Genomic DNA, 25,106 nt, shown 5'->3' with positions numbered 1-25,106 from the left:
GGCAAAGAGTATTACTAGAGAATGGTAGCGACCTCCTTGAGATACACTCGGCTAAACGGTTCGTGGAACCCTAGCTGATATTGCTCAAACAGTCCCTCACGACGAATGGAGATCTGATCTTCTTGCTTGATCACAATCGTCGAATCTTCAAACACATCTCGGGTTAGCATCATCTCAATATCGGTTGGATGATCCAAGATCACAACATCGCTGCCGTAGTAGAACATTCCAGCAGTGTCGAGAACGTTTTCTCGGTACTCGGTGATCAGGAGATCGAGTTTAGGATTCCGCAATAGGTTCTGAACGTTCGTGTTGTAGTCTGCGTGCTGGTTTTTCTCAGAACGATTAATGAAAACAGCATCTCGGCAGACCGCGCCAATTGTCCAGTCTGGATGAATCAACAGGATGTGATCGATCAATTCCTGAAGTTCTTGAACTGCAACGCGATTGAACGTGATGGTTGGAATGCGGGCATCGGCTCCAGAAGCGAAAAACGTTTTCAAAATTGCAGATGTGACATCAACCCGTTCCCCGATCGCAGGTTTCAAGTGCATGAAAATGCCAGGAGCCGCGTTAATTTCGATAATGCCAAACTCGCCAGATTTCCAAGAGTGGGCTAAATCATGAGCGATCACATCCACACCTAAACACGTTAACCGGAAATGCTGAGCGACATCTTGCGCCAACACAATGTTGTCAGGATGAATGGAATGCGTTGCATCAATGCTCATCCCGCCTGCTGACAGGTTTGCCACTTTACGTAAAGGAACGGTTCGACCTGCCTCTAACACACTGTCGAGCATTAAATGTTGCTCTTTGAGATGGAGTTCCATTGACTCATCGAGCTTAATTTTTCCGAGGGGCGATGTTGGCGTATCGCTGCGATCGGGCTTGCGATTCTCGCGCTCGATCAATTCTTGAATCGTCGAGTCTCCATCGCCTGTAATGGTCGCCGGATGGCGCTCTGTTGCCGCCACAAACCGACCATTCACACACAGCAATCGAAAATCTTTACCCGTGATACTGCGCTCTACAATCACGCGAATCGATTGGTCGGGTGGAACTGCTTCAACCGCACGATTGAAGGCAAATTCTAGCTCATCCTCATCTTGCACATTTGCCGTAACGCCGATGCCTTTGTGACCAACGACAGGTTTAACAGCAACCGGATAACCTGTGCGCTCGGCGGCCACCAGAGCTTCATCGAGGTCAACAACAATCCTGCCTTGAGGAACCGGGAATCCGAGAGTACTTAAAAACGCTTTGCAATCGTCTTTGCGGGTCGTAAAGTCAGAATCTAAATGGCTATCTCCATCAAATGTGGTGGCAACTCCCCGCACTTGCTTTCTGCCGTAGCCATACTGCATCAGCCCTTCATCCCACAGATAGAAGGTCGGAATCCCGTGTTCTTCTGCCGTTTTAAGCAAAGCATACACTGTAGGTCCGCCATAGACAGACTGACGAAATGAAGCTTGCAGTTCTTCAATTTGGTCTTCAATCCAAAATCGTTTATTTTGCGTAATGGCTTCAAACCAGTCCCATACGCAGTAAATGATGGCTCGACTAGTACGGCGATGTAAGGCTTGAACCGCAATCTGAAACGACTCATGAGCCGGGGCAATGCTCCAGCGATCGAGATGCAAATCCATGTCGAGTCGGTTGACTTCGGCGAGGACACGAACAAATAAGTGAGCGTGAGATTCGTAAGATTCATCCGCGAGATGAGGATAGCGATCGCTAACTTTTGCAACATACTGATCAAGCGGCAGGGGTTCGGTATTTCCTGTCAGCGTGAACCGGAAGGCAAAGGCAGCCGTATTGAGGTACGGATTTGGACCAATGTAGTAATTGAGATTAAACAGGTCAAACGCATCAGTTTTCCTGGCGTTTACGCGAGTTGGATGAGGATCTGTATGTAAAACCATTGGTCATGAATGCGATCGCAACTACGGTTTGACATTAGTTCTGAAGCCCACTCTTTGCGTCTACCATAAGGCTTTGATTGAGCCAGCCTACGTTATGAAATCTTGAAAAATTGCATGGTTAAGTTGTTTTTTAAGGAGCGATCGCGCTAAGTATTCTCTCGATCGGGTTAGTCCTACGGATGGGTGAAATTAATGCATTAATTGAGTAATCTTTATAGCACCTAGAGAGCATTCAAAAGTTCAAAGAGGAAGCAAAATTATGAGTACTGCAACAGACGCCACTCTTAGAGGTGAAGTGCAGCATCTCGCTGAGTATGCATTTCACCATCACCTAATCTCTGGATATGGAGACGGAGAATACTCAAACGAGTATCAGATCGTTTACCAGGGTAAGCCAAGGCACTTATCGTTAGAGCAAGCTCGGTCGTTCCTATCTAATCTGATTGAGTGCCCTTAGCGGCTACGTTACTTCATCTACGCAACTAGCACTGGTACTCAATCAGAAATTTGCTATTAAGTGAAACATCAGCGTTTGCACAGATTGCAACTTACATATAACAGGGTGTAGTTAGGATTGAGTATTTTCTTGTGAGCATCAGTAAGATATGACTTATGCAATCACACTGGATGCTTCAAGATTGGCAAAGTTAGGAGCTGAGTGAGCCAGTTCTAACCATAAAAAAATTAACAGAGAATCGTAAAATTAATGAGTAAAGCGGGTCAAGTTCGTAACTTAAGTCCCGCTTTTTTGGTAGCTGATTAAGCTCAACTTAATTAGCATAAAGACCACTAGCATAAAGACCTACAAATTTATGTCTTAATCTCTACCAAACGGGTGTTATTAACCATTTCGTCTCTGTGATTTATTGAGAGACAGACTGGACGACACATAGGGCACGGCGTAGGAAACAACATGGTAGCGAATTCAGAACCCATCGTAGAAGCAACCGAGAATGTAGCATTGCCTGAAACCTACGGGCAGCTAGTTATCATTGGAGGAGCGGAGGACAAAGAAGGAGACTGTAAAATCCTTCGGGAGTTTGTGCGACGAGCAGGAGGACTTCAGGCTCGAATTGCTGTAATGACAGTAGCGACTGGCCTGCCTGGTGAAGTGGGTGAGCAATACATGCGCATTTTCGAGCGGTTGGGTGTTGAAGACGTGCAGGTTGTTGACACAGCAAGGCGCGAAGATGCAGATGATGCTAGAGCCTTAGAGACTATTACCCAAGCTACAGGCGTCTTTTTCACAGGAGGTAACCAAGCTCGCATTACGGAGTGCATGAAGGATACACAACTTGACACAACCTTGCACAAACGATTCTCAGAAGGCATTGTGATTGCGGGCACGAGTGCTGGAGCTGCAATGATGCCCGATATGATGATCGTCGAAGGTGAGTCGGAAACTAACCCCCGGATGGAAGTTGTCAACATGGATCGGGGCATGGGATTTTTGCCCGGTGTGATCATTGATCAGCATTTTGCTCAACGCGGTAGATTAGGGCGTTTGCTATCTGCGGTAGCGCAACAACCCGTCAATCTAGGATTTGGTATCGACGAAAATACTGCGATCGCGGTCAACGGCAAGGAGCTAGAAGTCATTGGTGAAGGAGCCGTGACCATTGTTGATATTGCCAACATCACTCACAACAATGTTGATGAATTATTAAAAGACGAGCCATTAGCGATGTGCGGAGCCACGCTGCATATTCTGCCGGACGGATACAAATTTGATTTAGAGAAGCGATCGCCAATGACCTAAACGGCCTGTCTGAGTGAAACACTCACTGGCTTAATCAATGAAGCTTAATTAATGAAGATGAACGAGAGAAGCGATCGCATTTAGCGATCGCTTCTCTCGTTCATCTTTAGCATCACTTACGGTTTGTGCAGCGAATTCCCTTTGGTAATCGCGCTCTGCGATCGTGCAATTCTAGAATTCCTGAGCCAAGGTGAACGCTACTGATTTTGAATCTTGGCAATGCTTTAAAGAGAAAGTCGTTGAGCGCTAATCTTCGCTTTTAGTCAAATGTTTGCTCAACTCAACTGTCCTGTGGAATAATGGATATTCGTGTCTTGACATCATCTTCTCAAAGCTGCTGAAATTATGGCTAAAAACAAAGGCGTAAGAATTGTGATTACGCTGGAATGCACTGAGTGTAGAACCAATCCAGCTAAGCGTTCTCCGGGTGTTTCTCGCTATACCACCATGAAGAACCGTCGGAATACCACAGCGCGTTTAGAATTGAAAAAATTCTGCCCGCACTGCAACAAACACACCGACCACAAGGAAATTAAATAGCCTGAAAAATCAAATAGCTAGCAGTATCTAATAGCCTGCTTGTTGTCAGCAAAAGCGATTCGTTTTTGCCCGTAGTTTGCAAGATTATCCTGCTGACTACCGCCCATTGACCTCTTATCGTATTGTCGAACCATGAGTTACTTCCGCCGTCGCGTCTCTCCCATCAAACCAGGTGATCCGATCGACTACAAAGACGTTGATCTTCTGCGTAAATTCATCACAGAACGCGGTAAAATCTTGCCTCGTCGCATCACTGGCCTAACCGCTAAGCAGCAGCGAGATTTAACCGTCGCCATCAAACGAGCCAGAATTGTTGCGCTGTTGCCTTTTATTAACCAAGAAGGTTAAGTCCGTGGAGTGTTGTTAAGGTGTTAGGATGTGAATTTGGTTCTTTAAAACCAAAGGCACTTCACTTTGTTGACTAGTAGCATTTAACACATAACACCTCAACGACCTCCATGGAGAAGGGAACTTTAGTCGAATTTCGCGCCAACGGAGACCGCCGCCTTGCGATCGCTGAGCGTCCGGAAGGCAAAAAGCACTGGATTGTGATTGATGAACGCGGTCAACATCACACCCTTCATCCTCGTCAGATCGAATACGAGATTTCAAACCAAACCTATAAGCCTTCCGATATTCCTCACTTTCTCCAGACGATTCAGCCCTACCTCGATCCGTCAAGTTTGGAAGTCGCGTGGGAGATCCTGAATGAAATGGGGGACAGCGTTAACCCTAGCGAGATGGCCTTGCTGCTCTTTTCCGAACAGAGCGCTGCACTCTGCTATGCTGCCCATCATCTTCTCAGCGACGATAAAATTTACTTTAAACAGAAGGGCGATCGCTACGAACCTCGTCCTGCTGCTCAAGTCGCCGAACTGAAACACCAAGGGGAAGCAGAGGCGCAACGCCAGCGAGAATGGCAAAGCTTCTTAGAGCGAGTGCAGCATGCCACAACAAGCGAAACGGTCGAGTGGCAACCGAGTGATCGTCCGCGCCTCGATTCGCTGGAGCGATTTGCGACCTTTGGCGAGGAAGCGACCAATCGCACTCCCGCGCTGGAAACTTTGGCAGCTCTCAAGCGTCATGAAACCCCTCAAGGTGCGCTGGCGCTTCTCGTTGAACTTGGGATGTGGAGTCCTCACGAAAATCTTGCGTTGCGGCGCAGCCAAGTTCCTACAGCGTTTTCTACCCAGGTTCTGCAAGTGTCGCATCAGCGTTTGGAGTTTCCGCCCGATGATTTAGACCGCGATCGCCTCGATCTAACGCAGTTAAAGGTCTACACAATTGATGATGAAAGTACCCGCGAGATTGATGACGGGTTAAGCCTAGAAATTTTGCCAGATGGTCGAGAGCGACTGTGGATTCACATTGCTGACCCAACCCGATGGCTGACGCCAGGCGACGAGCTTGATTTAGAAGCTCGTCGCCGCAGCACGACAATTTATTTGCCGACGGGCATGATTCCCATGTTTCCGTCTGAACTAGCAACAGGGCCGATGAGCCTCAATCCAGGAAAAACATCCTGCGCCTTGAGCTTTAGTGTAATTTTGGATGAGTCAGGGGCGGTTGAGGACTACAGCATCCACGCCAGTTTAATCAAATCGACCTATCGCCTCACCTATGAAGATGTCGATGAAATGGTGCAGTGGGGTGTGCAGGCAGAATCGGAATTAGAAGCGATCGCTAGGTGGGCAAAGCGACGGCAGGCATGGAGGCAATCCCAAGGCTCGATTACAATTCACATGCCCGAATCCTCAATCAAGGTGCAGGACGAAGAGGTGACGATCGAGGTGTTGGAGGATTCCATTTCTCGGCAGCTAGTGGCAGAAATGATGATCTTGGCAGGGGAAGTCGCCGCTCGTTACGCTCAGACCCACAGCCTGCCGCTTCCGTTCCGCTCTCAGCCACAGCCCGATCTTCCCTCCGAAGAAGAGCTTCTCTTGCTTCCGGCAGGCCCAGTCCGCGCTTGTGCAATTCGTCGCTGCATGCCGCGCAGTGAAGTGACGGTGACGGCAGCTCGCCACGCTAGTTTGGGTCTAGACACTTATGCCCAAGTCACTTCTCCCATTCGTCGGTATAGCGATCTGTTGGCTCACTTTCAGATCAAGGCGCATTTGCGGGGCGACGTTCCTCCCTTTTCAGAGGAGACCGTGAAAGAACTGATGCTAACGATCGGCAGTACTGCGTATGAAGCGGTCTTAGTTGAGCGTCAAACGAACCGATACTGGGGACTAGAATTCTTGCGCCGTCATGCGGATCAAGTTTGGCAAGCGTTGATGTTGCGCTGGCTACGAGAACACGAAGGCTTAGCCCTCGTTTTGTTAGAAGATTTGGCGCTGGAGTTGCCCGTTCTGCTCAACCGGACGATCGCGCCGGGCGATCAAATTCTGCTGAAGGTCAGCCGCGTCGATCCGCGTCAGGATGAAATTCGGTTCCAAGAGGTAGCGGCACAAGCAGTTGGCTAAGTTGCACTTCTAAGATGACTGCATTCTGACAGACTGATCGCTTGGTATGCCTGTTATCAGGATTGAATAAAAATTGTGCGATCGCTCTGATCAGATTCTTTTTTAGTACTGACCATAAAAAACTCGATCTGCAGATGGCTAAACGCAATTAGATCGCCATCTTGCAACACGCGGCGTTCTAAGATTGGCAAACGCTGTCGATTGAGAAATGTCCCGTTGGTGCTACCCACATCCATTACATAAAAGCCCTGCACAGGATGATGCCCGATCACCGCGTGACAGCGTGAAATAGATCGGTCTAAAACAGTAATTGCACAATTATGACTGCGGCCAATCAGCCAGGTAGAAGCCGTTAGGGCAGAACGCAGCACAGGTGAAACCGCAGTCACCTTAGCCTCTCTAGTTTCTGCTAGATTTGTTGTCAAAAATGTCGTTTTTCCTGTCGTTGCCGCTTGGATGAAATAGGGGGTCGTACACTGACTGGGTGGTTCTAAAAATGGCTCAACTAAGGTAGACAACTGCTCCACGCTATAGTCAAGATCCGCAGGAAGCGATCGAGAAGTGGCAGAATGCTTGTTGAGAAAGCGGTGCGATTCGCTGCACGAAGCTCCGAACGATCGCGGCTCTGAATTGTCATAACAATCCTCTTCCTGACTAGACGGTGACGGATTTAACATAATGCCTATTTGAGAAGTAACCGTACTGTGCCAACAAGCCGAACAACCAAACTTTAAATATCTGTCACCATCAAGCTGACAAGCTTCAGCTATTCACTCGGCAATCATTAGCATTGATATTACTACTACCCTCATCCTCAACCCTTCTCCCCTAGGAGAAAGGAGTGGACTGTTGTTCCCTCTCCTGCGGGAGATAGCCAGGGTGAGAGCGATTCGGATGGTAAATCAAATGCTGCCAGGTTAATAGGTAGTAGCGAAACTTGAAAAATCCCGTTTGGATGAAAGCAGATAGGTTGAACTGGAGCCGTTCTCACCCTTTTGTGTGAGCTTACTTGTGTTAAGTAGAATAAACACCATTCTCTGTACAAGTGACAATAGGCTGCACTGCCTTCTTCTCAGAAGCTTTACATGAGGACTGAAATCAATTCTCTTTCTGAATTCCTGATGAAATTTGCTACCACAGACACTTCTTCTAAATAAGGATTCCAGTAATATTACTCAAGTATTAATACAAAGCGAAGAGGCAATTAAGCTAGAAGATTCGTCGCTTCAAAAATATATAAAGCTAATTTTCTATCTACTTCCATGAATTATTTATACTTAGGATTGGTTGATGAATAAGTAGACGCGATCGCGCTGATACTCTAGTCGAAACATCGGGTCATTCTGAGCTTTTTGGAGAAGAGCCTGCGCTAATTCTGGGCTACTCGCCCAACCTGGATCTTGAAGGTTCAAAAGCACATACCGAAATGGATCTAAGCGATTAGGCGGCGCAACAAGTTTGGTGTACTCTAGCGCTACTCGGTGGGTTAGATGAGGCGCAATGTAGCTTGTTGTCAAAACAGATTCTTTAGCACGACGTTCTTCGATTTGGTGGATCGTGCTAATCGCTTCTTGCGTTGCTGACAGGCTACTTAATCGTGTTAAATAAAGCGAACCAAAAAACGTGTACTTTGCCAAGGCTAAAAAGCTAACCAATGCCCAAAGGACAATCCAACGCGGTTTTCTAAACCAGGCAGATCCAGCCGCAAGACTTGCGATCGCCGCTAGTAAAAGAAACGGCACAGCAGGAAGCGAATATTGATGCAGCAAATCTCGTTGAGCGGGCGAGTCCGACAAAACATTGATGAGGAAGGTTGGTAGCGCAGGCAAGAGTGGTAGAAGATGACGGCTAGAAATACCCCACAGAAACGGAATACCGATCAGTGCCAAGTAAATAGCTGTATCAAGCGAAAAAACCTTGCCTAGAATCAGTCCTGGCTTTAGAAAAAGATTCGCGATCACGTCAGATAAAGAGTTGCCTAAATAGGCGTATCGCGTCACTGACTCAACTCCCAAAGGCCGAAAATAAGGAATGACAACCTGAGTGGCAATCAAAAACCACGCCGTTCCCAGACTCAGCGCGATCGCACCACAAATTCTTTTTTGCTCAAAGATAATTAACCATAGCCCCATCGCTGCCACTGTAATTGAAAGCGCATCCCGGCAACCTAGAATTATCACAACACAGAGCGTAAACCAGCCCGTCCGGTTGCCTTTTGCTGCCCAAACTGCCCCCAGCAGAAGCGGTAGCGCGATCACTTCAGGGTGAAAATCAAACAAATTGAGATTGAAAACCAGTGGATAGAGCAGGTAAACCAACGCGATCGCGGTTGCCTGCGATACCTCTAATCCGGCTTGTCGCGCCAAATGCCAACTCGGTAACGCTCCTCCTGCTAATGAAAGCGCCTGAATTGCAAATAGCCAGTAGACACTGGGATACAGCTTATAGAACCCCGCAATCCCGTAAATGATCCAATCCGCGTGTCCCCCCATGACGTGGTATCCCCAAAAAGACACAACGGGGGGCAAACCTTGGCTAATGAGGTAAATTGCCTGGTCAAAATAGCCCAAATCCAACGCTGTAGATTGAAATAGCTCATGGCGGAAGCTGCTGCAAACAAAGAGAATGAGAGCCGCAATCGTCATTATCACGCCGACTTGCCAGGGGAGATCAAGAAGTAAAAGGCGCTTTTTCCAGGGAGCATGCATGATCAGGAAACGGATTGTGATGTAAACAAGCCGCGAGAAACGGATAAAGGGCTAAGTGCAGTTTAGGAGAATTTAGTCGTATTTTTCGGAGCTTGCGATGTCGTTCCTACGTCCTAACTTCTACAGTCCCTTCCTTATTTGTCCTCTAGTGAGCGACAATAAAGTAACTTTCCCTTCTACCCGATTGAAGGAGCTATGAAGGGAAGGCTGTCTGATAGAATTTGTAAGGTTTTTACAAACTTAGCTAATGGGATCAACGCGGGTACGAATTGCAATTGATGCCATGGGAGGCGACAACGCTCCTGCTGAAATCGTGGCTGGAGCGCTCCGGGCACAAGAAGAATTGGAGGCAGAGGTTTTACTAGTTGGCGAGGCCCAACAAGTAGAAGCCGCTCTCAAGCAACACGCGCAAACTTCTCTGATTGAAATTGTTCCTGCTGAAGGAACGATCGAAATGGAAGAAGAGCCGCTCACGGCCTTGCGTCGCAAGCCTAAAGCATCCATTAATGTGGCCATGGATCTGGTGAAAAAGGGTCGAGCCGATGCGGTGGTATCGGCGGGACATTCGGGTGCGGCCATGGCGGCTGCGCTGCTGCGTCTCGGTCGTCTACCCGGAATCGATCGTCCAGCGATCGGGGCGGTGTTGCCGACGCTGATTGCCGGAAAGCCAGTTCTAATTTTAGATGTTGGAGCAAATGTCGATTGTCGTCCCAAGTTTCTAGAGCAATTCGCGCTCATGGGAACCATTTATTCTCAGTATGTTTTGGGGAATCCCGATCCAAAAGTTGGCTTGCTCAACATTGGTGAAGAACCGAATAAAGGGAACGAATTAGCGATTCAGACCCACCAACTGCTGCAAGAGAATCCGGCCATTCCCTTTATTGGCAATGCGGAAGGGCGAGATGTGCTGTCAGGGCATTTTGATGTGATTGTCTGCGACGGCTTTGCTGGAAACGTTCTGCTCAAATTTGCAGAAGCCGTTGGAGAAGTGGCACTGCAAATTCTTCGGGAAGAACTTCCAAGAGGCTTGCACGGTAAAGCAGGCGTTTCGCTCTTGCGTCCCAATCTCAAGCGGATTAAACAACGGATGGATCACGCTGAGCATGGCGGTGGACTCTTGCTTGGTGTAGCGGGAGTTTGCATTATTAGCCACGGCAGTTCTCAAGCGCCGACGATTTTTAACGCCGCTCGATTGGCAAAAGATGCGATCGACAATCGGGTGTTAGATCGCATTCGGTCTAGCTATGAAAAAACCGCCGTGAGTAGCTGAGCCACTGATTTCCCACGAAGACGCACGGCGTCTGAACTATTGCCCTGCAAAGATGGAGTAAAGAACCTTGGAACACTCAGGGTTAGGACTAGCAATTACAGGCTGCGGATCGGCAACTCCCGCTGTGTCTGTTGACAATACTCAACTCAGTCAAATCGTGGAGACATCGGATGACTGGATTGCCTCGCGGACGGGCATTCGTCACCGACGGTTAGCGCCGCCTGATGGCTCCCTAGCTGAGCTTGCGGCAGAGGCGGCAAAGAGCGCGATCGCAATGGCAGGCATTACCGCAATGGATGTCGATCTGATTCTCCTGGCAACGTCCACTCCGGACGATTTGTTTGGCACTGCCTGTCGAGTTCAGGCAGAAATCGGAGCGTCTAGAGCCGTAGCGTTTGACCTCACGGCTGCCTGTTCTGGTTTTGTCTTTGGCATGGTGACTGCCGCACAGTACATCCGCACTGGTGTTTACCAAAATGTGTTGTTGATTGGGGCAGACATTCTCTCCCGCTGGGTTGATTGGACAGATCGACGCACATGCGTTCTATTTGGCGATGGTGCAGGTGCAGTTGTAATGCAGGCAACCGAGGTCGATCGCTTGCTCGCGTTTGAGCTTCGCAGCGATGGCATGCTTAATAAGTGTCTCAATTTGTCGTATGAGAGCCAACCAAAACCTTTATTGGAAGATGTAGCAATCGCACAGGGTACATTCAATCCAATCACGATGAACGGGCAAGATGTCTATCGCTTTGCCGTCAAGCGAGTTCCCGAGGTGATCGAAAAGGCTCTATTTCGGGCAAATCTAACCGTTGAACAGGTCGATTGGCTCCTGCTGCACCAAGCCAACCAGCGAATTTTAGATGCCGTTGCCACCCGACTTCATATCCCTTCCCATAAAGTCATTAGCAATCTGGCACAATACGGCAATACGTCGGCGGCGTCGATTCCCCTAGCGTTAGATCAAGCCGTGCGCCACGGACAGGTCAAACCCGGAGATACGATCGCGGCGTCTGGGTTCGGCGCAGGCTTGACGTGGGGAGCGACGCTCTTTCAATGGGGACGGTTCGATTAGTTCCTCGACAGATGCACTCTGACAGATCCCTATCCATCACTTTTCTATCCATCACACTGTAGAACCACTAATGACGAAAACTGCATGGGTATTCCCTGGGCAAGGATCTCAGGCAATTGGCATGGGCATCGATTTACTGGATCTGCCATCCGCAAAGGCGCGATTTGAGCAGGCTGAGCAAATTTTAGGCTGGTCTGTTATTGAAACCTGTCAGAACGAAGACGACAAGGTTTCTCAAACGCGCTACACGCAGCCTTGTATGTACGTCGTTGAAACGGTTCTAGCAGACCTGCTCAATGCTCAAGGACATCGCCCTGATTATGTAGCAGGTCACAGTTTAGGAGAATACGCCGCTCTCTACACCGCAGGCGTCTTTGATTTTGAATCTGGACTGCGCCTGATTCAACGCCGAGCCGAATTGATGGACACTGCCTCAGATGGCATGATGGCAGCATTATTAGGCTGCGATCGCGCTCAACTCGACGCTATTCTTGCTCAAACGCCCGACGCCGTTCTTGCCAATGACAATAATTCTGGACAGGTCGTTATTTCTGGAACGCCCGACGCGGTTGAATTGGTTTTAGGTCAAGTCAAGGCGAAACGCGCAGCCCGTCTCAATGTGAGTGGGGCCTTCCACTCTCCGCTGATGGCAGATGCCGCTGCTCAGTTCAACACCGTTCTCGATCAGGTTGAATTTCAAACGGCTCAAGTTCCAGTATTATCGAATGTTGACCCAACTCCCAGCACTGACGCGGTGGCGCTCAAAGATCGGCTCAGTCGTCAGATGACGGGTTCTGTCCGGTGGCGCGAGATCTCACTAGAGTTTCCTCAGCAAGGCGTCAGTCGTGTGATTGAGGTCGGACCTGGTAAAGTTTTAACAGGCATTATCAAGCGTAGCTGCCCTGAGTTAGGTTTAGAAAATATTAGTAGTGTTGCAGACTTACCTGCTTAGTGGGGACGCTAGGAGTCACACTCCCCCTACCCAATACCTATGACCCCCAATTCTATAGAACCATCCCCCCAGTCTTCAAATCTTGAACCTCAGCGCGAACCGTTCATCAGTCTAGCTCTCTATCACCTGTTTAAATGGTCTGTTGTCGCTCCCGTCCTCCACGGCTATTTCCGGGGGCACATTCATGGCGCAGACCATGTACCTCGCTGCGGACGATTACTCGTTGTCAGCAATCATGCCAGCGATTTTGACCCTCCGTTACTATCGTGCGCGGTAGGGCGTCCTGTAGCCTACATGGCAAAAGAAGAGCTATTTCAGATTCCAGTTCTGAAGCAAGCCATTCAGGCGTATGGAGCGTATCCTGTGAAGCGAGGGAGCGCTGACCGCGCTGCGATGAAAGCCGCGATCGCATCAATTAAATCGGGCTGGGCAACGGGCGTATTTCTTGATGGCACTCGCACCCTTGACGGGCGCATTACTGATCCAAAACTCGGGGCGGCATGGATTGCTGCCAAAACAAATTCTCCACTCTTACCCGTTAGCTTGTGGGGAACCGATCAAGTCTTTAAAAAAGGCTCTACCATTCCGCGTCCTGTGCCTGTGACCATTCGGATTGGAGAGATCATTTTGCCGCCGCAATCGAGCGATCGCGCTGAACTGGAAGCCGTTACTAGTCGCTGTGCCGAAACCATTAATGCCTTGCTTGACTTAGGTCGCTAATGCTGGCACACGGGATTGCCCTAATCTGAAAAACTAGCTTCAAGCTTCAAACAATTTCGACCGTTGACCTGGAGACGATATTCCACGCGATCCATCAGTCGATTGAGAATGAGCCATCCATAGCCATGTTCCTGCATCTCTTGCGGAGAAGGAGCAAGATAGGTAGATAGGTCGTAGCCCGCGCCATGATCCCAAATTTCTAAGGCAAACTCTCGGTTTCTCAATTCCAACCGCAGAATCACGGGAAGCGTCGGCTGATCGCGGTGAGCGTGACGCACAACATTTGAGTATGCCTCGACTAAGGCAAGGCGCAATCGAGTCGATTGACGTGACCAATCGACTTGATCGCCAATTTCAACTTCCAGCGTACCAAGGAGCCAAGTCTCAGCCACGTTAAGGAATTTTATATCACTCGGGATCTGAAGCTCAGTTCTCATAAATTACAGAACCTCCAGAGAAAGAATCGTCTGGTCATCTTCCTGAATAGCAGTTTGGGCTTGAATGCGACTGAGAAGTTGCTTTAAATCTAAGCATTCCCTTGTTTGCTGTAATAATTGCCATAGTCCAGTTTCTCTCAGCATCGAACCCGTTCCACATCCTCCTGAAGGAGACTCACTATAAACAGTTGCTTCTGTAATACCATCGCTTGTCAGTAGCAACACTTCGCCAGGTTGAAGCGCCAGATGACCTGCGGTCGCCCTCCAAGTTGGTAGAATACCGAGCGGTACTCCGCGAACTTTCAGGTAATTCGGCTCAGCAGGTTCGGTTCGGTTTGACCAGACTAGCGGATAAATATGTCCAGCATTGGCGTATACCAGTTGTTTTGTATCTGGGCTATAGCGGGCAAGAACTAAGGTGATAAAGCAATTTGCACTAACTAGGTCATTTACTAAAATGCTGTTGAGATTTCGCATCACTTCATCTGGTTCTGGCGGCGCTTCTTGAGCTAATTCTCGTCGTAAGACCGAAATGGCGCTTGCCATAAACAAGGCGGCTGGAACCCCTTTTCCAGACACATCCCCAACCGCTAACCAAACATCGCCATGGGGATGCTGATATACCTCAAAAAAATCGCCGCCCACTTCGCTTGCCGGATGACAGCACGCTTGAACTTTAAACTCCTCCACATCGGGCAATGTCTGACGTAGGAGATTGCTTTGAATCTGGCGGGCGACTCCTAACTCTACGCGAATCTGCTCTGCTTGCTGTTGGGTACGCTGATAGAGTTGTGCTTGCGAAATAGCGAGCGCGGCTTGTTCTGCTACTTCTTCAATGAGATGAATATCTTCTTTCGACCACAAAGGAGTATCAACTCCTCGATGCAACGAGAGAATCGCTAGTAACCCTTGTTGATACGTGAGCGGAACAGCAAGATGAGGCGCTTGCTCACCTTGACTAGATGGCTCCATTCCCGTCTGGTGTTGCTTGAGAACCGATTGAATCAGAGCAGACTTGCGATCTGCATCGCAATCTTCGTCTCGGCAACTCGTGGAGCAAAAAATGGCCGATTGAGAGAGTAGCACATCTCCTTCTACCGGGTGGAGCATGCTACAGGTCGCTTCAAACGCCTGCCCCAAGGTCTCCACGATTGTTTGCAGCATACTCTGATAGTTTAGAGAACTGCGAATGGCGGAAGTGATGGCATTAAAGAGTGATTCCCGCCGCAGGGCGCGCTTTAAATCTTCGGTGCGTTGTTTGATAACACGGTAAGTTTCGGTTGCCTGCTCGATCACGACTTGAAGTTGCTGAGGCTTCCAAGGCTTTGTGATGTATTTGAAAACTTTACCTGCATTGATGGCATCCACCAAATCTTCAAGATCGGTGTATCCCGTGAGAACAATCCGAATTGTGTCTGGGAAGCGATCGACGGTTCTGCTGAGAAACTCAGTGCCGAGCATTTCGGGCATCCGTTGATCAGAAATAATAATTGCCATCTCGCCATGATCATCCAGCAGTTTGAGAGCCTCGATCGCGCTCGTTGCTCTAACCACGTCATAGTCCCGCCGGAACGTGCGATAGAGCAGATCAAGGTTATCTGGCTCGTCATCTACGATCATGAGTTTAAGCTTGGGCTTTGATTCCCGTCTCATGCCATTCCTCACTCCTTAGAGCTCATAAACTCTGGGTAAAGTGTTCCCTTTCTAGGGGTTGAACGAACGGCTGGGGCAGAGGCGCAAGCTGAAAACTAGTTTGATTGAGCCAGGTTTTGCCAGCTCTGGATGACAGTTTGGAGAGGACTGGGAAGTTGATTTTGAACTGAGTCAGAGTATTGAACCGTTGCCGCTGGACTCGTAAGCGTGACGGTAAAGAAATCAGCAGAACCTGGCTTTGCAGGATAGCTGAGCCGATCAAATTGCTCCAAATGAGCTTGCTCTAGCATCTTCTGAAAGGGCTGTAGCTGCTGAGGAGAGAGGCGGTAGACCTTGGTTGGAGCGTAGGTTCCGTTGGCTCTCATTCTGGCGTGAAGGAGCCGTCCATCAGCTAATAAAACGGTTTGAGCCGTTTGCCCAGCGAAGCCGCCGCTTGTGATGACGCGAAAAACGGTTCCTCGCTCCAATGGTTTCGGAAGTTCGTCGTCTCCCAAGCGAGTCGGATTAAGTTGGCTCGTGCGGGTCGAGGGTTCAAGCTTGATCACGGAACCTTGACGATCGCTGCGATACGTCCATGCTTGGTTCTCGCCTTCAACGCGCACCCACCAACCGTCAACTAGCGCTTGGGTGCAGAGTACTCCGGGTTCTGCTAAGCCCAGACAGCCATTGCTCCAAGTGCGAGGCTCAACTTGGATGATTTTTAACGATGAACGGGAAACGTCGGATTTTCGAGTAATGTCTTGTAGAATCGCATTGGTCACCCGGATCGGAGCCATTGAAGAGCGAGAGGCGTTGACCGGACGAGCAGTAGCGTCTTCAGATGAATTACTCAGTTTCTTGACTTCGGAAGATTGCTTGAGGGGATTCGCCGAAGCAGGTTGAAGCAATGGCATTCCGGTCATGAGAGACAACGCTCCAACAAGCGCGATCGCGGCAAGAAGCTTGGCAGAAGAACTAGGACGCATGGGAAAATTCTGAAAGAGTAGGTACTAGTTATGACGACACCAGCGCAGGGCAAGGTTCCGGGACAGGTGTTTATTTAGTAAGCAAGAAATTTAACAAAGTGGACAAGTTAGCCCGATTGCACAATCAAACCAACTATCCAAACTAACCACCAATTCCTAGTCGTCCTGCAAGGCTGGGCGTTAGCGGCAGCAGAATTGTAATCATTAAGAATAACGCTAGTAACCCAAGGGCGGCTCGTGCGTCGTCCGGTTCTGTCAGTTCGTTAAAGCTTGGACGCTCAAGGCTGCGTTGCAATACCACAATGACGATTGCCCAATACAAGGCTAATGGGTTTACGAGGGAAGCAATTCCGAGGACCAAAATAGTAGCAACCGTGGTTCTATTAGCGGTTTTGCGTCCGTAAATCGCTTGAACAATTCTGCCGCCGTCTAACTGTCCAGCAGGCATGACATTGATAGCAGTAATCACTAACCCAATCCAACCGAGAACGACTAAGGGATGAATAGCGACAATGGGTTGTTGAACAGCCGTTCCTAAAAGCACCCGTGCCAAGGTTCCGATCAAGATCGACCCTTCAAAAAACTGGGTTGGCACTTTGAATAGACTATCGGCATTAGAAAGAGACAGTCCGGTAATCAGCATTCCTAGCGATAGAATCCCTCCAGCAGCAGGACCCGCGATCGCGATATCAAATAAGGCGCTGCGGCTTGGCAGAAATGATTCAAATCGCGTAATTGCGCCGAATGAGCCAATTTGCCAAGTCGGAATGAAATAGGGCAGACTCAATCGAACCTGATAGCGGCGCGCCATGAGCCAGTGACCTAGTTCATGAATTCCCAAGATTGCCAGCAGCCCTATGCTAATGGGTAATACTTCCCGATAGCGATCAATGGAGCTGTAGAAGTCAAATCCTAATAGAATTCCCCCTGTTTCTAAGCTTGTAGCGATCGTTGCGATAAACAAAACGAGTGCCAGCAGCTTCTGCGTTAGAGTAGACGGCTTTGGATCATTTTTACTGGGTAAAACAACCACCACTGGCTTTCCTTGGGGATTTTCAACCAGAAAGAGATGGTAGCGATCGCCGACCCGTTCTTCTAAACTCTTCGACAGCCTAGTGAAGGTAGGCTCAACCTCGCCCCGCAAATTGCCTTGAAAGATAGCTCCTTCTTGATAGGGCGTTGTTTCAGTTACAAAAAATGTATCAATTCCAAAGATTTCTTTGATGGTTTGCAAATCTTCTGCCGGAATCGGTAAAACTTCGGGAGGTTGAAGCGCTTCTGCGACTTTTTCTACGGCTTGCTGCTCGCTCAGTGCCGCTTGAGAAGGGGAGTCCCCGTTAGGTTCTAGGTTTGGATTGGCGAGGGTTGCCGCTCGTTTCGATAAAACATCTTGCCCAGCGGCTCTTAGCTGGCGTCCAATAAAAATATAGGAGGCTGTAGATGCAATAAATAACAGCAGCATCCCAGCAAGATTTAAATAGATTCCAACAGCAAATAGTCCAAAAAAGAGCAGCCAAGGAGCCATCAAGACCACAGACTGGAGCCACGCTAAAATGCCTATCTTTCCATAGGGTCGAGCGCGGTTAAACCCCCAGCCCAAGACAGCTATAGCGACTAATACGGTTAGGGCAGTAATCATACTATTAAACCCCTGTAAGACAGTGCTGACCTTGATTAAATTCAGTCTCAGTGCAGCGTTTACAGTTCTATCAGTGGAACATCTTCAGTTCTACTGTATACCGAACGCGGGGTCTTCTAAAGGGAGAAAGCGAGACATCACAAAAATTGTGTAGAGACAGTCCATAAAACTATCTCTACACAATTTCAGCAGCGTGTTGTCCAACCAACAAATTATTGCTTCATGCTGTTTAGATTGCTGAGCGAGTTGCGGTAGCCCTCGGCATTACTATCTTGGCGGTAAAGCTCTGCCGCCTTCTGGAGATCCAGGAACGCGGCTTGACGATCGCCAGAGCGGGCAAGTAACATGCCGCGATTGTAATAAGCTTCAGCGCTATTGACATTGAGCCGGAGCGTCTGATTGAAATCCTCGATCGCGCCCTGCAGGTCGCCGAGTTGCATCCGGGCTTTGCCCCGCGCCTCGTAAGCCTTGGGATCGTTAGTGTTGTAATTTACTGCTTGTGTGTAATCGGCAAACGCACCTTGTTTATCGCCTAGCTGAGATCGCACTGAAGCCCGTGCAGCATAAGCAGTGGTCAGGGTAGGTTGCGCTAAAAGGGCTTGATCGTAATCTGCGATCGCGCCTGGTTTGTCGCCCATGATACCCCGCAGATCGCCTCGACTTTTCAGAACATCGGCATAGTCTGATTTCAGGCGAAGTGCTTGATTATAATCGTCCATTGCGCCGGACTCATCGCCTAACGCCGCTCGAATCAAACCCCGTTGATGGAACGTCTCAGGCTGATCAGGACTGAGTTGAATGACTTGCGTATAATCGGCTTGAGCCGCTTCTAAATTGCCCATTTTAGAATTTGTAGCCGCGCGGCTGAAGTAAGCGGCAATGTAGTTGGGCTTGAGGCGAATCGCTTGGCTGATGTCCTCGATCGCAACGGCGTCTTCGCCCATATCGTGACGCAAGGTTCCTCGAATCAGAAAGGCTTCCGCATAATTGGACTGAAGCTTGATGGCTTGATTTAGGTCATCTAACGCGCCCGTGCGATCGCCCTGATTAAATTTGACATACCCCCTATTTAAGAGGGCTGGAGCATAAGTCGGCTGGACTTGTAGAGCTTTCTCAAAATCTGCGATCGCGCCGCTCGTATCTTGAGACTGCGATTTGATGTAACCTCGATTCACATAGGCCGCTGCCAAAGTCGGATCAAGCTCAATTGCCTTGCTCAGATCGTTGATTGCGGCTTCCATGCTGCCTGAGTTATAGCGAACGCCACCGCGATGAGCGTAAACGATCGCATCGGCTGGGTTCATTGTGGCCGCGTGATTGAGGTCTTGCATTGCCCCTTCACGATCGCCAAGCCGTGCCCGTACCATACCCCGTCCGACAAACGCGCCACTCAAGCTCGGATTGCGTTGGATCGCTTGGTTATAGTCCTCTAGCGCCTCACGATAGCGGGCGCTGCGGGCCTTGCTTTCTCCCTGATTGTAAAAATTTTGAGCTTCTTGAATAACTTTTGAAAGTTCGATGGTCTTGGCCGGTGGCTGAGTCGTTTCAGCGGAAGCTAGGCCGCCAACAGCAGCAATCATACTGATTGTAGTAAGAGCGGTCAGCGCAAAGCGCGAGGCAATTGCAACCTGAGATCGAGTGTGACGAATGAAGCGCATGGCTCTCCAACGCTATGGGATTTTTAAACTTCCCTCTCAGGATTCCCATAACTAGCCATCGAGTTGCATTTTAGATATCTCGCTGACGCTGCACTGCTATTTTAAGTTGCTACTAAGTTGGCACTAACTCACCCGGACGGAGTTTCACCCACTTTCCTGATTCCTCTTTGAAGCTGAGGCAGCCAACTACATCCCACTCCATTTCGATGTAGTCACCGCGATCGCGGATGTTAACATTGATCGTTGGCTCAGTTGCCTCAAAATCGGGCGTTTCGGTCAAATGAACTTGCTGGTGCTGCGTTTCTACTGCGTTGTAGGTCGTGCAGCGATCGACGTAATGGCAATTGATGCAAATACACATGGTTCTAGTCTCTCTGCTTCAAATAGAATCGAGATCCTCTCTATTTCTGCTACTCTAGCTCAGGCACAACCATTAAATCACTCACTATTGGTTGATTTATGTTGCGGAAACAGCAGAGGTTGAACCCCAAATTTTGTTGCTTCACTAAGTCTAAATTACCTACGGATTGATCGACCATTGACTGTTCTGAACGAGTATCAACTAAACGTGTTATCCGACTCCTCGGTGCTGTCTCCTCGGAAATGGCCCTTCAGCATCAAGTGGCTGCCGAAGGCAGCTTGTTTGGTAGGAGGGACAGTCCGAGACGCCCTGCTCGGTCGAGAATCAGAGTATTTAGATCTCGATTTTGTGTTGCCCAGCGATGCGGTCGAAACGGCAACCGCGATCGCCCGCCACTATCGAGCCGGATTTGTGCTGCTTGATGCAGAACGTCAGATTGCGCGGGTCGTGTTTGAGCAAGGAACGGCTGATTTTGCGCTACAGGTAGGAGCTTCTCTAGAAGCAGATTTGCGGCGACGCGATTTTACCGTCAATGCGATCGCATACAATCCGCACACAGCAGAGTTGCTTGACCCACTTGGGGGTTACGAAGATTTGCAGCGCAAACGCCTCCGCATGATTTGTGCTGAGAATTTGCAGGAAGATCCCTTACGGTTGCTGCGTGCCTATCGTCAAGCGTCTCAACTCGGATTTACGCTAGATCAAGACACGCAGCACGCCATTCGCCAGCTTGCCCCGCAGTTACGCCACATTGCGGCAGAGCGGGTCCAATCAGAACTAAATTACCTGCTCAGCACGGTAAAAGGAACGCCTTGGCTGCGGAGCGCTTGGGAAGATGGCTTACTGAATGATTGGTTCCCCGACGCGACCGATGAAGGATTGCGCCGAATTGCGGCGATCGATCAAACTACCGTCGTGATTCAAGAAACTTGGGTAGAATTTTGGGCAGAACTGGTGGGCGGAGTCCGTGGTGCGACAGCCGGAAAATCCCGAATGGAGCCAAAAGCGTCGGGATCAGCCCGAACTTGGATTACGATCGCCAAGCTTGCTAGCCTGCTCTCAAGCGATCCCCAAACTGCAGAAGGGCAGCTATGGCGGCTGAAATACAGTCGGGCAGAAATCCAGGCCGCAAGTATGGTGATCAAAGCATCGCCTGCATTTCAGCCTGCTAATCCTTGCTCCAAGTGGACGCTGGCAGAGCAGTATTTCTTCTTTCAGAGCGCTGGCATTACGTTTCCAGCGGTGATGCTGCTGGCGATTAGCGCTGCCAAGCTCCAAAGGGATGTGCACGAAGTCTCAAGTATGACAGCGGGAATGTTTTTCGATGGGCTAAGCGCTGGCAATTCCGAAGGAGGCGCTCTCCTAATTCATCGGTTTTTAAACAGCAATGATCCAGTCGCCCATCCGAAGGCTTTGGTGACAGGGCAAGACCTAATGAAGACCTTGCATATTCCTGCTGGGCCTATTATCGGACGACTGCTCGCCGCACTGCAACTGGCACATGCTGAACAAAAAATTACAAGTCGTGATGATGCGTTGGCGCTGGCTAAAACCTTCTTGGCGGCTGATTCCTCGAATTTTTAGCTTATAGCCTCAAATTCTTATTTTTTGACACGACGCGGGATCGGTAAATACTGAATAGTCGCTCTGAGGAACGGTGTTTTCTCGGTTGTGGTAAAGAGTAGCGAGACTTTTGCCAAAAACTTCCGGAGTGAAAAACTTGGATAGAGAAGGTAACAAGATACCCATTTCAAATCTTGACTTCTGCTGTCAAGCAACATCCTGCCTTTGTTACAAATCATTCGTCTCTACCGCTAGGAATAATAGAAATAGGGAGTCCTCAATTTTCTTCATTAAAGAAACCAATTTGACAGGAACTTAGTTGGTTTCCACAATCAAGAGGAGTAATTTAACGTGCTCGTCATGATCCCCTCACTCACCGATTAAAAATCTGCTCAAAGAGTTTTAATGTCTTTAAACTCTACCCTTAGGTAGGTTGCAATCATAAAATTTAATTAAAGGACGTTGAGATCATATGGCGACAGGCTTTTCATCTGCATCTACTAAAAATTGGGTCAATCGGACGCGATCGCACCGCACCTCTCGTGCCATTGTGTTGTTGATGATTGCAACAGGGTTAATTAGCATCTGTTTGTTTCGCGTTGCTTACCTACAGCTTGTGCAGGGCGAGTACAATCGGCAACTTGCTGACAACAACCGGATTCGCCCGCTGCCGATTGTTGCCGATCGCGGCAATATTCTCGATCGCAACGGCAAAACACTAGCGACGAGTCAACTCTCGCGATCGGTGTATCTCTATCCACGCGAGCAAACGAAAGAGCAATGGCAGGAAAGCGCTAAAGAATTGAGTCAGCTTCTAGGGATGCCTGCCGAAGAAATTCTCAAGAAAATAGAAGAGCGAGGATATCGATCGGCAATGCCTGTGCGGATCTTTCGCAAACTCGACGAGAAACGCTTTATTGCCCTTTCTGAAAGCGGAACGATCCCCGGACTCGAAATGCAGCCTGAATCGAACCGATTCTATCCCCATGGCAGTTTGGCATCGCATGTGATCGGCTATATCGGTGAGGCAACCCAAGACGATCTCAAAGGCCATCCCGAATTTCCGGTCGGAATGCTGCTGGGTCGAATGGGAATCGAGCGGATCGCAGATGATGTGTTGCGCGGAACTTGGGGCAATCGCTTGATTGAGGTGGACTCTGTTGGTAAAGAGTTGAACATGTTGGGCGTACAGCAACCTGCTTCAGGTTCCCCTTTACAACTCACCTTAGACTTGAAACTGCAACAGGCGGCGGAGAAAGCGTTGAACAATCAGCGCGGTGCGGTTGTGGCAATGGACATCAAGACCGGAGCGGTATTAGTGCTAGCGAGCGGTCCAACGTTTGATCCCAACATGTTTACGCGCAAGATTACTCAAACCGAATGGGACGCGCTTCAAAACGAAAACACGCCCTTGTTAAACCGAGCATTGCAAGGCTATCCACCGGGAAGCACATTCAAAATTGTGACGGCGACAGCAGGAATGGAGTCGGGTAAGTTTTCGCCCACTTCCACCCTACCAACCTATGGCGCAATTAATATTGGCGGCACGCTGTTCCACGAACATGGGGGCGCGGGCTACGGTGTGATTGGCTTTCGAGATGCGTTTGCCTTCAGCAGCAACACGTTCTTCTATCAAGTCGGCATGTCGGCTGGTCCCGAAGAAATTGCGAAATGGGGACAGAACCTCGGCATTGGAACATCGTCGAACATGGGGCTTGAGGGGGGCAATCATGGCGTGATTCCCACACCAGAGCAAAAACAAAAGCTCTACAACGAGCCGTGGTATGGAGGCGACACAGTGAGTATGGCGATCGGACAAGGTGTTGTTCAAGTGACGCCGCTCGAGATGGCAGTGATGGTGTCTGCGATCGCCAATGGTGGTAAGCGAGTTAAACCTCACCTCATGGTCAACCAAAACTTTCAGCCTGAGATGCAGCCCGAAGCGACCGGAATGGATCCAGGCACAGTTAACGCGATTCGAGAAGGACTCATTGCAGTGGTGAAAGAAGGAACCGCGCGTCAGCTTAGCGATGGCTCTATTCCCCCAACAGCTGGTAAAACCGGAACGGCTGAAGTGCTTGGACAACGCGACAACGCGGTCTATGTAGGGTATGGTCCGGTCAAGAATCCACAGATTGCAGTGGCGGTTGTGGTAGAAAATGGCGGATTTGGAGCAGAATCGGCAGTTCCGATCGCGCATGAGATCTATAAAGCTTATTTTGGCCCTCAGAAGAAACCTAATTCTTAATTCATGGCCAATCCATTTCTAGGATAGAGATTTTTGGGTATTTCCAAAAATCTCTTTTTTGTTATGAGAGGAACAAATATAATTAGTATGAAGGGAAAACTTGTGTACTTGCCATATTTGTTCAGTTAAGAATTTAGATTTTTTGGGCGGGAGTAAGTTTGTGAATCATGAGCTTCTGAGCTTTTCTATTATCTTAGAAACAGAAAACTTGGTGAATGCTGACTTGAACGGGCTCTCGCGATCGCTCTCTTCACTGGCTGCTCAAGAGCCTAGCCCCACTTGTGCAAACGAAGTTATCCTAATTGATAGTGGCGATGCGCCAGCAGATCTACTACAGGAGTTGTGTCATCTTTATCCCTGGATTAAAATTCACGAAGCGCCTATAGGTACTGGATATTATCAGTCCAAAATGCTGGGTGCGAAGCTAGCAACCGGAGAAATTATTGTCTTCTATGATTCTGATTGCCTGTACGAACACTATTGGTTAAAAGTAATATTGCAGCCCTTTTACCAATCAGAAAATATTCAAATTGTTGCAGGTGAAACGGCAACAGTCAGTGCAGGAATTTATGGAACTGCAATGGCCATGACTTACATTTTTCCTCAATTTTCTGGGCAAAAAGAGTTAGCTCCAGCTAAGCAATATTTTCTTAATAACGTTGCCTTTCGCCGAGAGTTTTTGTTGCGCTATCCTATCCCTACTCAGTTGCCGCTCTACCGAGGCAATTGTGTGATTCATGCTCATGATCTTCGAGAACAAGGCTTCACGATTTGGAAACAGCCACAGGCAAGAACGCTACATGCACCGCCTAATGGTTTAGCTCATTTCTTCTGGCGATTTTTATTAATCGGTCATGATTATTATTGGCAAAAGCGATTACTGAGACGCGGAAAAAAGCAAGACCAACTAGACGATCCAGCGATGAATGGGATTAGTGGCAAGATACAGGTGTTTTACGATCGCCTTCACAAAATGGTTGCAAACGATCCTCGCCATATCTTCTTTTTTCCTTTGGCCATTCCCGTTATGTTCGTGTCAGCATCGCTAATCTACATTGGCTATCTCATTTCTCTACAGAAGCCAAATTATTTACTAGAGCAATACAGCAAGATTCTAGATAACCACTAATGCTCACTATCTTTTGGATGATGTCAGATAGAGGCTGTCTGA

21 protein-coding genes are annotated in these 25,106 nt (G+C 48.9%); 12 read left to right on the top strand and 9 right to left on the bottom strand.

Annotated elements, in window-relative coordinates; translation table 11 throughout:
• Positions 1 to 14 precede the first annotated feature (14 nt).
• Positions 15 to 1,925, bottom strand: a complete 1,911-nt coding sequence (locus AC5JLB_RS21875) for an ATP-binding protein (RefSeq protein WP_495875938.1) — start codon at positions 1,923 to 1,925, stop codon at positions 15 to 17.
• A 259-nt stretch (positions 1,926 to 2,184) separates the two neighbouring features.
• On the opposite strand from AC5JLB_RS21875, the gene AC5JLB_RS21870 reads away from it, so the two are divergent.
• The 5 genes from AC5JLB_RS21870 to AC5JLB_RS21850 all read left to right on the top strand — a co-directional run bounded on the left by AC5JLB_RS21870 (position 2,185) and on the right by AC5JLB_RS21850 (position 6,689).
• Positions 2,185 to 2,382 (top strand): hypothetical protein, encoded by a 198-nt coding sequence (locus tag AC5JLB_RS21870; RefSeq protein ID WP_495875937.1) that lies wholly within the window; start codon positions 2,185 to 2,187, stop codon positions 2,380 to 2,382.
• A 456-nt stretch (positions 2,383 to 2,838) separates the two neighbouring features.
• Positions 2,839 to 3,684: a cyanophycinase gene (locus AC5JLB_RS21865; RefSeq protein ID WP_495875936.1), complete on the top strand. Its 846-nt coding sequence runs from the start codon at positions 2,839 to 2,841 to the stop codon at positions 3,682 to 3,684.
• 345 nt (positions 3,685 to 4,029) lie between these two features.
• Positions 4,030 to 4,224, top strand: coding sequence for a 50S ribosomal protein L33 (rpmG, locus tag AC5JLB_RS21860; protein WP_495875935.1), 195 nt, complete (start codon positions 4,030 to 4,032; stop codon positions 4,222 to 4,224).
• 132 nt (positions 4,225 to 4,356) lie between these two features.
• Positions 4,357 to 4,572: a 30S ribosomal protein S18 gene (gene rpsR / locus AC5JLB_RS21855; RefSeq protein WP_162422596.1), complete on the top strand. Its 216-nt coding sequence runs from the start codon at positions 4,357 to 4,359 to the stop codon at positions 4,570 to 4,572.
• Positions 4,573 to 4,682: 110 nt separating this feature from the next.
• Complete coding sequence (locus tag AC5JLB_RS21850) at positions 4,683 to 6,689, top strand: ribonuclease catalytic domain-containing protein (RefSeq protein ID WP_495875934.1); 2,007 nt, start codon at positions 4,683 to 4,685, stop codon at positions 6,687 to 6,689.
• Between the two features lie 56 nt (positions 6,690 to 6,745).
• On the opposite strand, the gene AC5JLB_RS21845 is transcribed toward AC5JLB_RS21850, so the two are convergent.
• Positions 6,746 to 7,366, bottom strand: a complete 621-nt coding sequence (locus tag AC5JLB_RS21845) for an FHA domain-containing protein (protein WP_495875933.1) — start codon at positions 7,364 to 7,366, stop codon at positions 6,746 to 6,748.
• Positions 7,367 to 7,966: 600 nt separating this feature from the next.
• Positions 7,967 to 9,334, bottom strand: a complete 1,368-nt coding sequence (locus AC5JLB_RS21840; RefSeq protein ID WP_495875954.1) for a DUF2079 domain-containing protein — start codon at positions 9,332 to 9,334, stop codon at positions 7,967 to 7,969.
• A 310-nt stretch (positions 9,335 to 9,644) separates the two neighbouring features.
• Between AC5JLB_RS21840 and plsX the strand changes: the two genes are divergently transcribed.
• The 4 genes from plsX to AC5JLB_RS21820 all read left to right on the top strand — a co-directional run bounded on the left by plsX (position 9,645) and on the right by AC5JLB_RS21820 (position 13,411).
• Complete coding sequence (gene plsX, locus AC5JLB_RS21835; RefSeq protein ID WP_495875932.1) at positions 9,645 to 10,667, top strand: phosphate acyltransferase PlsX; 1,023 nt, start codon at positions 9,645 to 9,647, stop codon at positions 10,665 to 10,667.
• Positions 10,668 to 10,734: 67 nt separating this feature from the next.
• A complete protein-coding gene (locus AC5JLB_RS21830; protein WP_495875931.1) occupies positions 10,735 to 11,739 on the top strand; it encodes a beta-ketoacyl-ACP synthase 3 in 1,005 nt (334 codons plus the stop codon).
• Positions 11,740 to 11,809: 70 nt separating this feature from the next.
• Positions 11,810 to 12,691, top strand: coding sequence for an ACP S-malonyltransferase (gene fabD / locus AC5JLB_RS21825; RefSeq protein WP_495875930.1), 882 nt, complete (start codon positions 11,810 to 11,812; stop codon positions 12,689 to 12,691).
• 39 nt (positions 12,692 to 12,730) lie between these two features.
• Positions 12,731 to 13,411, top strand: coding sequence for a lysophospholipid acyltransferase family protein (locus tag AC5JLB_RS21820; RefSeq protein ID WP_495875929.1), 681 nt, complete (start codon positions 12,731 to 12,733; stop codon positions 13,409 to 13,411).
• Positions 13,412 to 13,431: 20 nt separating this feature from the next.
• Here AC5JLB_RS21820 and AC5JLB_RS21815 read toward each other — a convergent pair whose 3' ends face one another.
• The 6 genes from AC5JLB_RS21815 to AC5JLB_RS21790 all read right to left on the bottom strand — a co-directional run bounded on the left by AC5JLB_RS21815 (position 13,432) and on the right by AC5JLB_RS21790 (position 20,124).
• Positions 13,432 to 13,848 (bottom strand): ATP-binding protein, encoded by a 417-nt coding sequence (locus AC5JLB_RS21815; RefSeq protein WP_495875928.1) that lies wholly within the window; start codon positions 13,846 to 13,848, stop codon positions 13,432 to 13,434.
• Between the two features lie 3 nt (positions 13,849 to 13,851).
• The gene (locus AC5JLB_RS21810; protein ID WP_495875927.1) at positions 13,852 to 15,501 is read right to left on the bottom strand and encodes a SpoIIE family protein phosphatase; all 1,650 of its coding nucleotides are present in this window, start codon (positions 15,499 to 15,501) and stop codon (positions 13,852 to 13,854) included.
• 95 nt (positions 15,502 to 15,596) lie between these two features.
• On the bottom strand, positions 15,597 to 16,466 hold the full coding sequence (locus tag AC5JLB_RS21805; protein ID WP_495875926.1) for a DUF8738 domain-containing protein: 870 nt from the start codon (positions 16,464 to 16,466) through the stop codon (positions 15,597 to 15,599).
• A 142-nt stretch (positions 16,467 to 16,608) separates the two neighbouring features.
• Positions 16,609 to 18,105: a site-2 protease family protein gene (locus AC5JLB_RS21800; protein WP_495875925.1), complete on the bottom strand. Its 1,497-nt coding sequence runs from the start codon at positions 18,103 to 18,105 to the stop codon at positions 16,609 to 16,611.
• A 212-nt stretch (positions 18,106 to 18,317) separates the two neighbouring features.
• Positions 18,318 to 19,763 (bottom strand): tetratricopeptide repeat protein, encoded by a 1,446-nt coding sequence (locus AC5JLB_RS21795; RefSeq protein WP_495875924.1) that lies wholly within the window; start codon positions 19,761 to 19,763, stop codon positions 18,318 to 18,320.
• A gap of 112 nt (positions 19,764 to 19,875) precedes the next feature.
• Positions 19,876 to 20,124 carry a Ycf34 family protein gene (locus AC5JLB_RS21790; protein ID WP_495875923.1) on the bottom strand — a complete coding sequence of 83 codons (249 nt, stop codon included), beginning with the start codon at positions 20,122 to 20,124 and terminating at the stop codon, positions 19,876 to 19,878.
• Between the two features lie 177 nt (positions 20,125 to 20,301).
• Between AC5JLB_RS21790 and AC5JLB_RS21785 the strand changes: the two genes are divergently transcribed.
• From AC5JLB_RS21785 to AC5JLB_RS21775, 3 genes are all read left to right on the top strand, one after another.
• Positions 20,302 to 21,708, top strand: coding sequence for a tRNA nucleotidyltransferase/poly(A) polymerase-related protein (locus tag AC5JLB_RS21785; protein WP_495875922.1), 1,407 nt, complete (start codon positions 20,302 to 20,304; stop codon positions 21,706 to 21,708).
• A gap of 451 nt (positions 21,709 to 22,159) precedes the next feature.
• Positions 22,160 to 23,935, top strand: a complete 1,776-nt coding sequence (gene mrdA / locus AC5JLB_RS21780) for a penicillin-binding protein 2 (RefSeq protein ID WP_495875921.1) — start codon at positions 22,160 to 22,162, stop codon at positions 23,933 to 23,935.
• Between the two features lie 160 nt (positions 23,936 to 24,095).
• Positions 24,096 to 25,064: a glycosyltransferase family 2 protein gene (locus AC5JLB_RS21775; RefSeq protein WP_495875920.1), complete on the top strand. Its 969-nt coding sequence runs from the start codon at positions 24,096 to 24,098 to the stop codon at positions 25,062 to 25,064.
• Positions 25,065 to 25,106: the final 42 nt, after the last annotated feature.

The sequence above is a fragment of the Myxacorys chilensis genome, assembly GCF_059505265.1.
The sequence above is the reverse complement of the archived record's forward strand: the minus strand, read 5'-3'. Positions and strand labels throughout refer to the sequence as shown.

Coding starts and splice junctions, on each gene's coding strand:
- AC5JLB_RS21875 (WP_495875938.1), bottom strand. CDS start 1,925: ATGGTTTTACATACAGATCCTCATCCAACTCGCGTAAACGCCAGGAAA.
- mrdA (WP_495875921.1), top strand. CDS start 22,160: ATGGCGACAGGCTTTTCATCTGCATCTACTAAAAATTGGGTCAATCGG.
- AC5JLB_RS21840 (WP_495875954.1), bottom strand. CDS start 9,334: ATGACGATTGCGGCTCTCATTCTCTTTGTTTGCAGCAGCTTCCGCCAT.
- rpmG (WP_495875935.1), top strand. CDS start 4,030: ATGGCTAAAAACAAAGGCGTAAGAATTGTGATTACGCTGGAATGCACT.
- AC5JLB_RS21795 (WP_495875924.1), bottom strand. CDS start 19,763: ATGCGCTTCATTCGTCACACTCGATCTCAGGTTGCAATTGCCTCGCGC.
- AC5JLB_RS21810 (WP_495875927.1), bottom strand. CDS start 15,501: ATGAGACGGGAATCAAAGCCCAAGCTTAAACTCATGATCGTAGATGAC.
- AC5JLB_RS21870 (WP_495875937.1), top strand. CDS start 2,185: ATGAGTACTGCAACAGACGCCACTCTTAGAGGTGAAGTGCAGCATCTC.
- rpsR (WP_162422596.1), top strand. CDS start 4,357: ATGAGTTACTTCCGCCGTCGCGTCTCTCCCATCAAACCAGGTGATCCG.
- AC5JLB_RS21815 (WP_495875928.1), bottom strand. CDS start 13,848: ATGAGAACTGAGCTTCAGATCCCGAGTGATATAAAATTCCTTAACGTG.
- AC5JLB_RS21865 (WP_495875936.1), top strand. CDS start 2,839: ATGGTAGCGAATTCAGAACCCATCGTAGAAGCAACCGAGAATGTAGCA.
- fabD (WP_495875930.1), top strand. CDS start 11,810: ATGACGAAAACTGCATGGGTATTCCCTGGGCAAGGATCTCAGGCAATT.
- AC5JLB_RS21790 (WP_495875923.1), bottom strand. CDS start 20,124: ATGTGTATTTGCATCAATTGCCATTACGTCGATCGCTGCACGACCTAC.
- AC5JLB_RS21850 (WP_495875934.1), top strand. CDS start 4,683: ATGGAGAAGGGAACTTTAGTCGAATTTCGCGCCAACGGAGACCGCCGC.
- AC5JLB_RS21845 (WP_495875933.1), bottom strand. CDS start 7,366: ATGTTAAATCCGTCACCGTCTAGTCAGGAAGAGGATTGTTATGACAAT.
- AC5JLB_RS21800 (WP_495875925.1), bottom strand. CDS start 18,105: ATGATTACTGCCCTAACCGTATTAGTCGCTATAGCTGTCTTGGGCTGG.
- AC5JLB_RS21805 (WP_495875926.1), bottom strand. CDS start 16,466: ATGCGTCCTAGTTCTTCTGCCAAGCTTCTTGCCGCGATCGCGCTTGTT.
- AC5JLB_RS21820 (WP_495875929.1), top strand. CDS start 12,731: ATGACCCCCAATTCTATAGAACCATCCCCCCAGTCTTCAAATCTTGAA.
- plsX (WP_495875932.1), top strand. CDS start 9,645: ATGGGATCAACGCGGGTACGAATTGCAATTGATGCCATGGGAGGCGAC.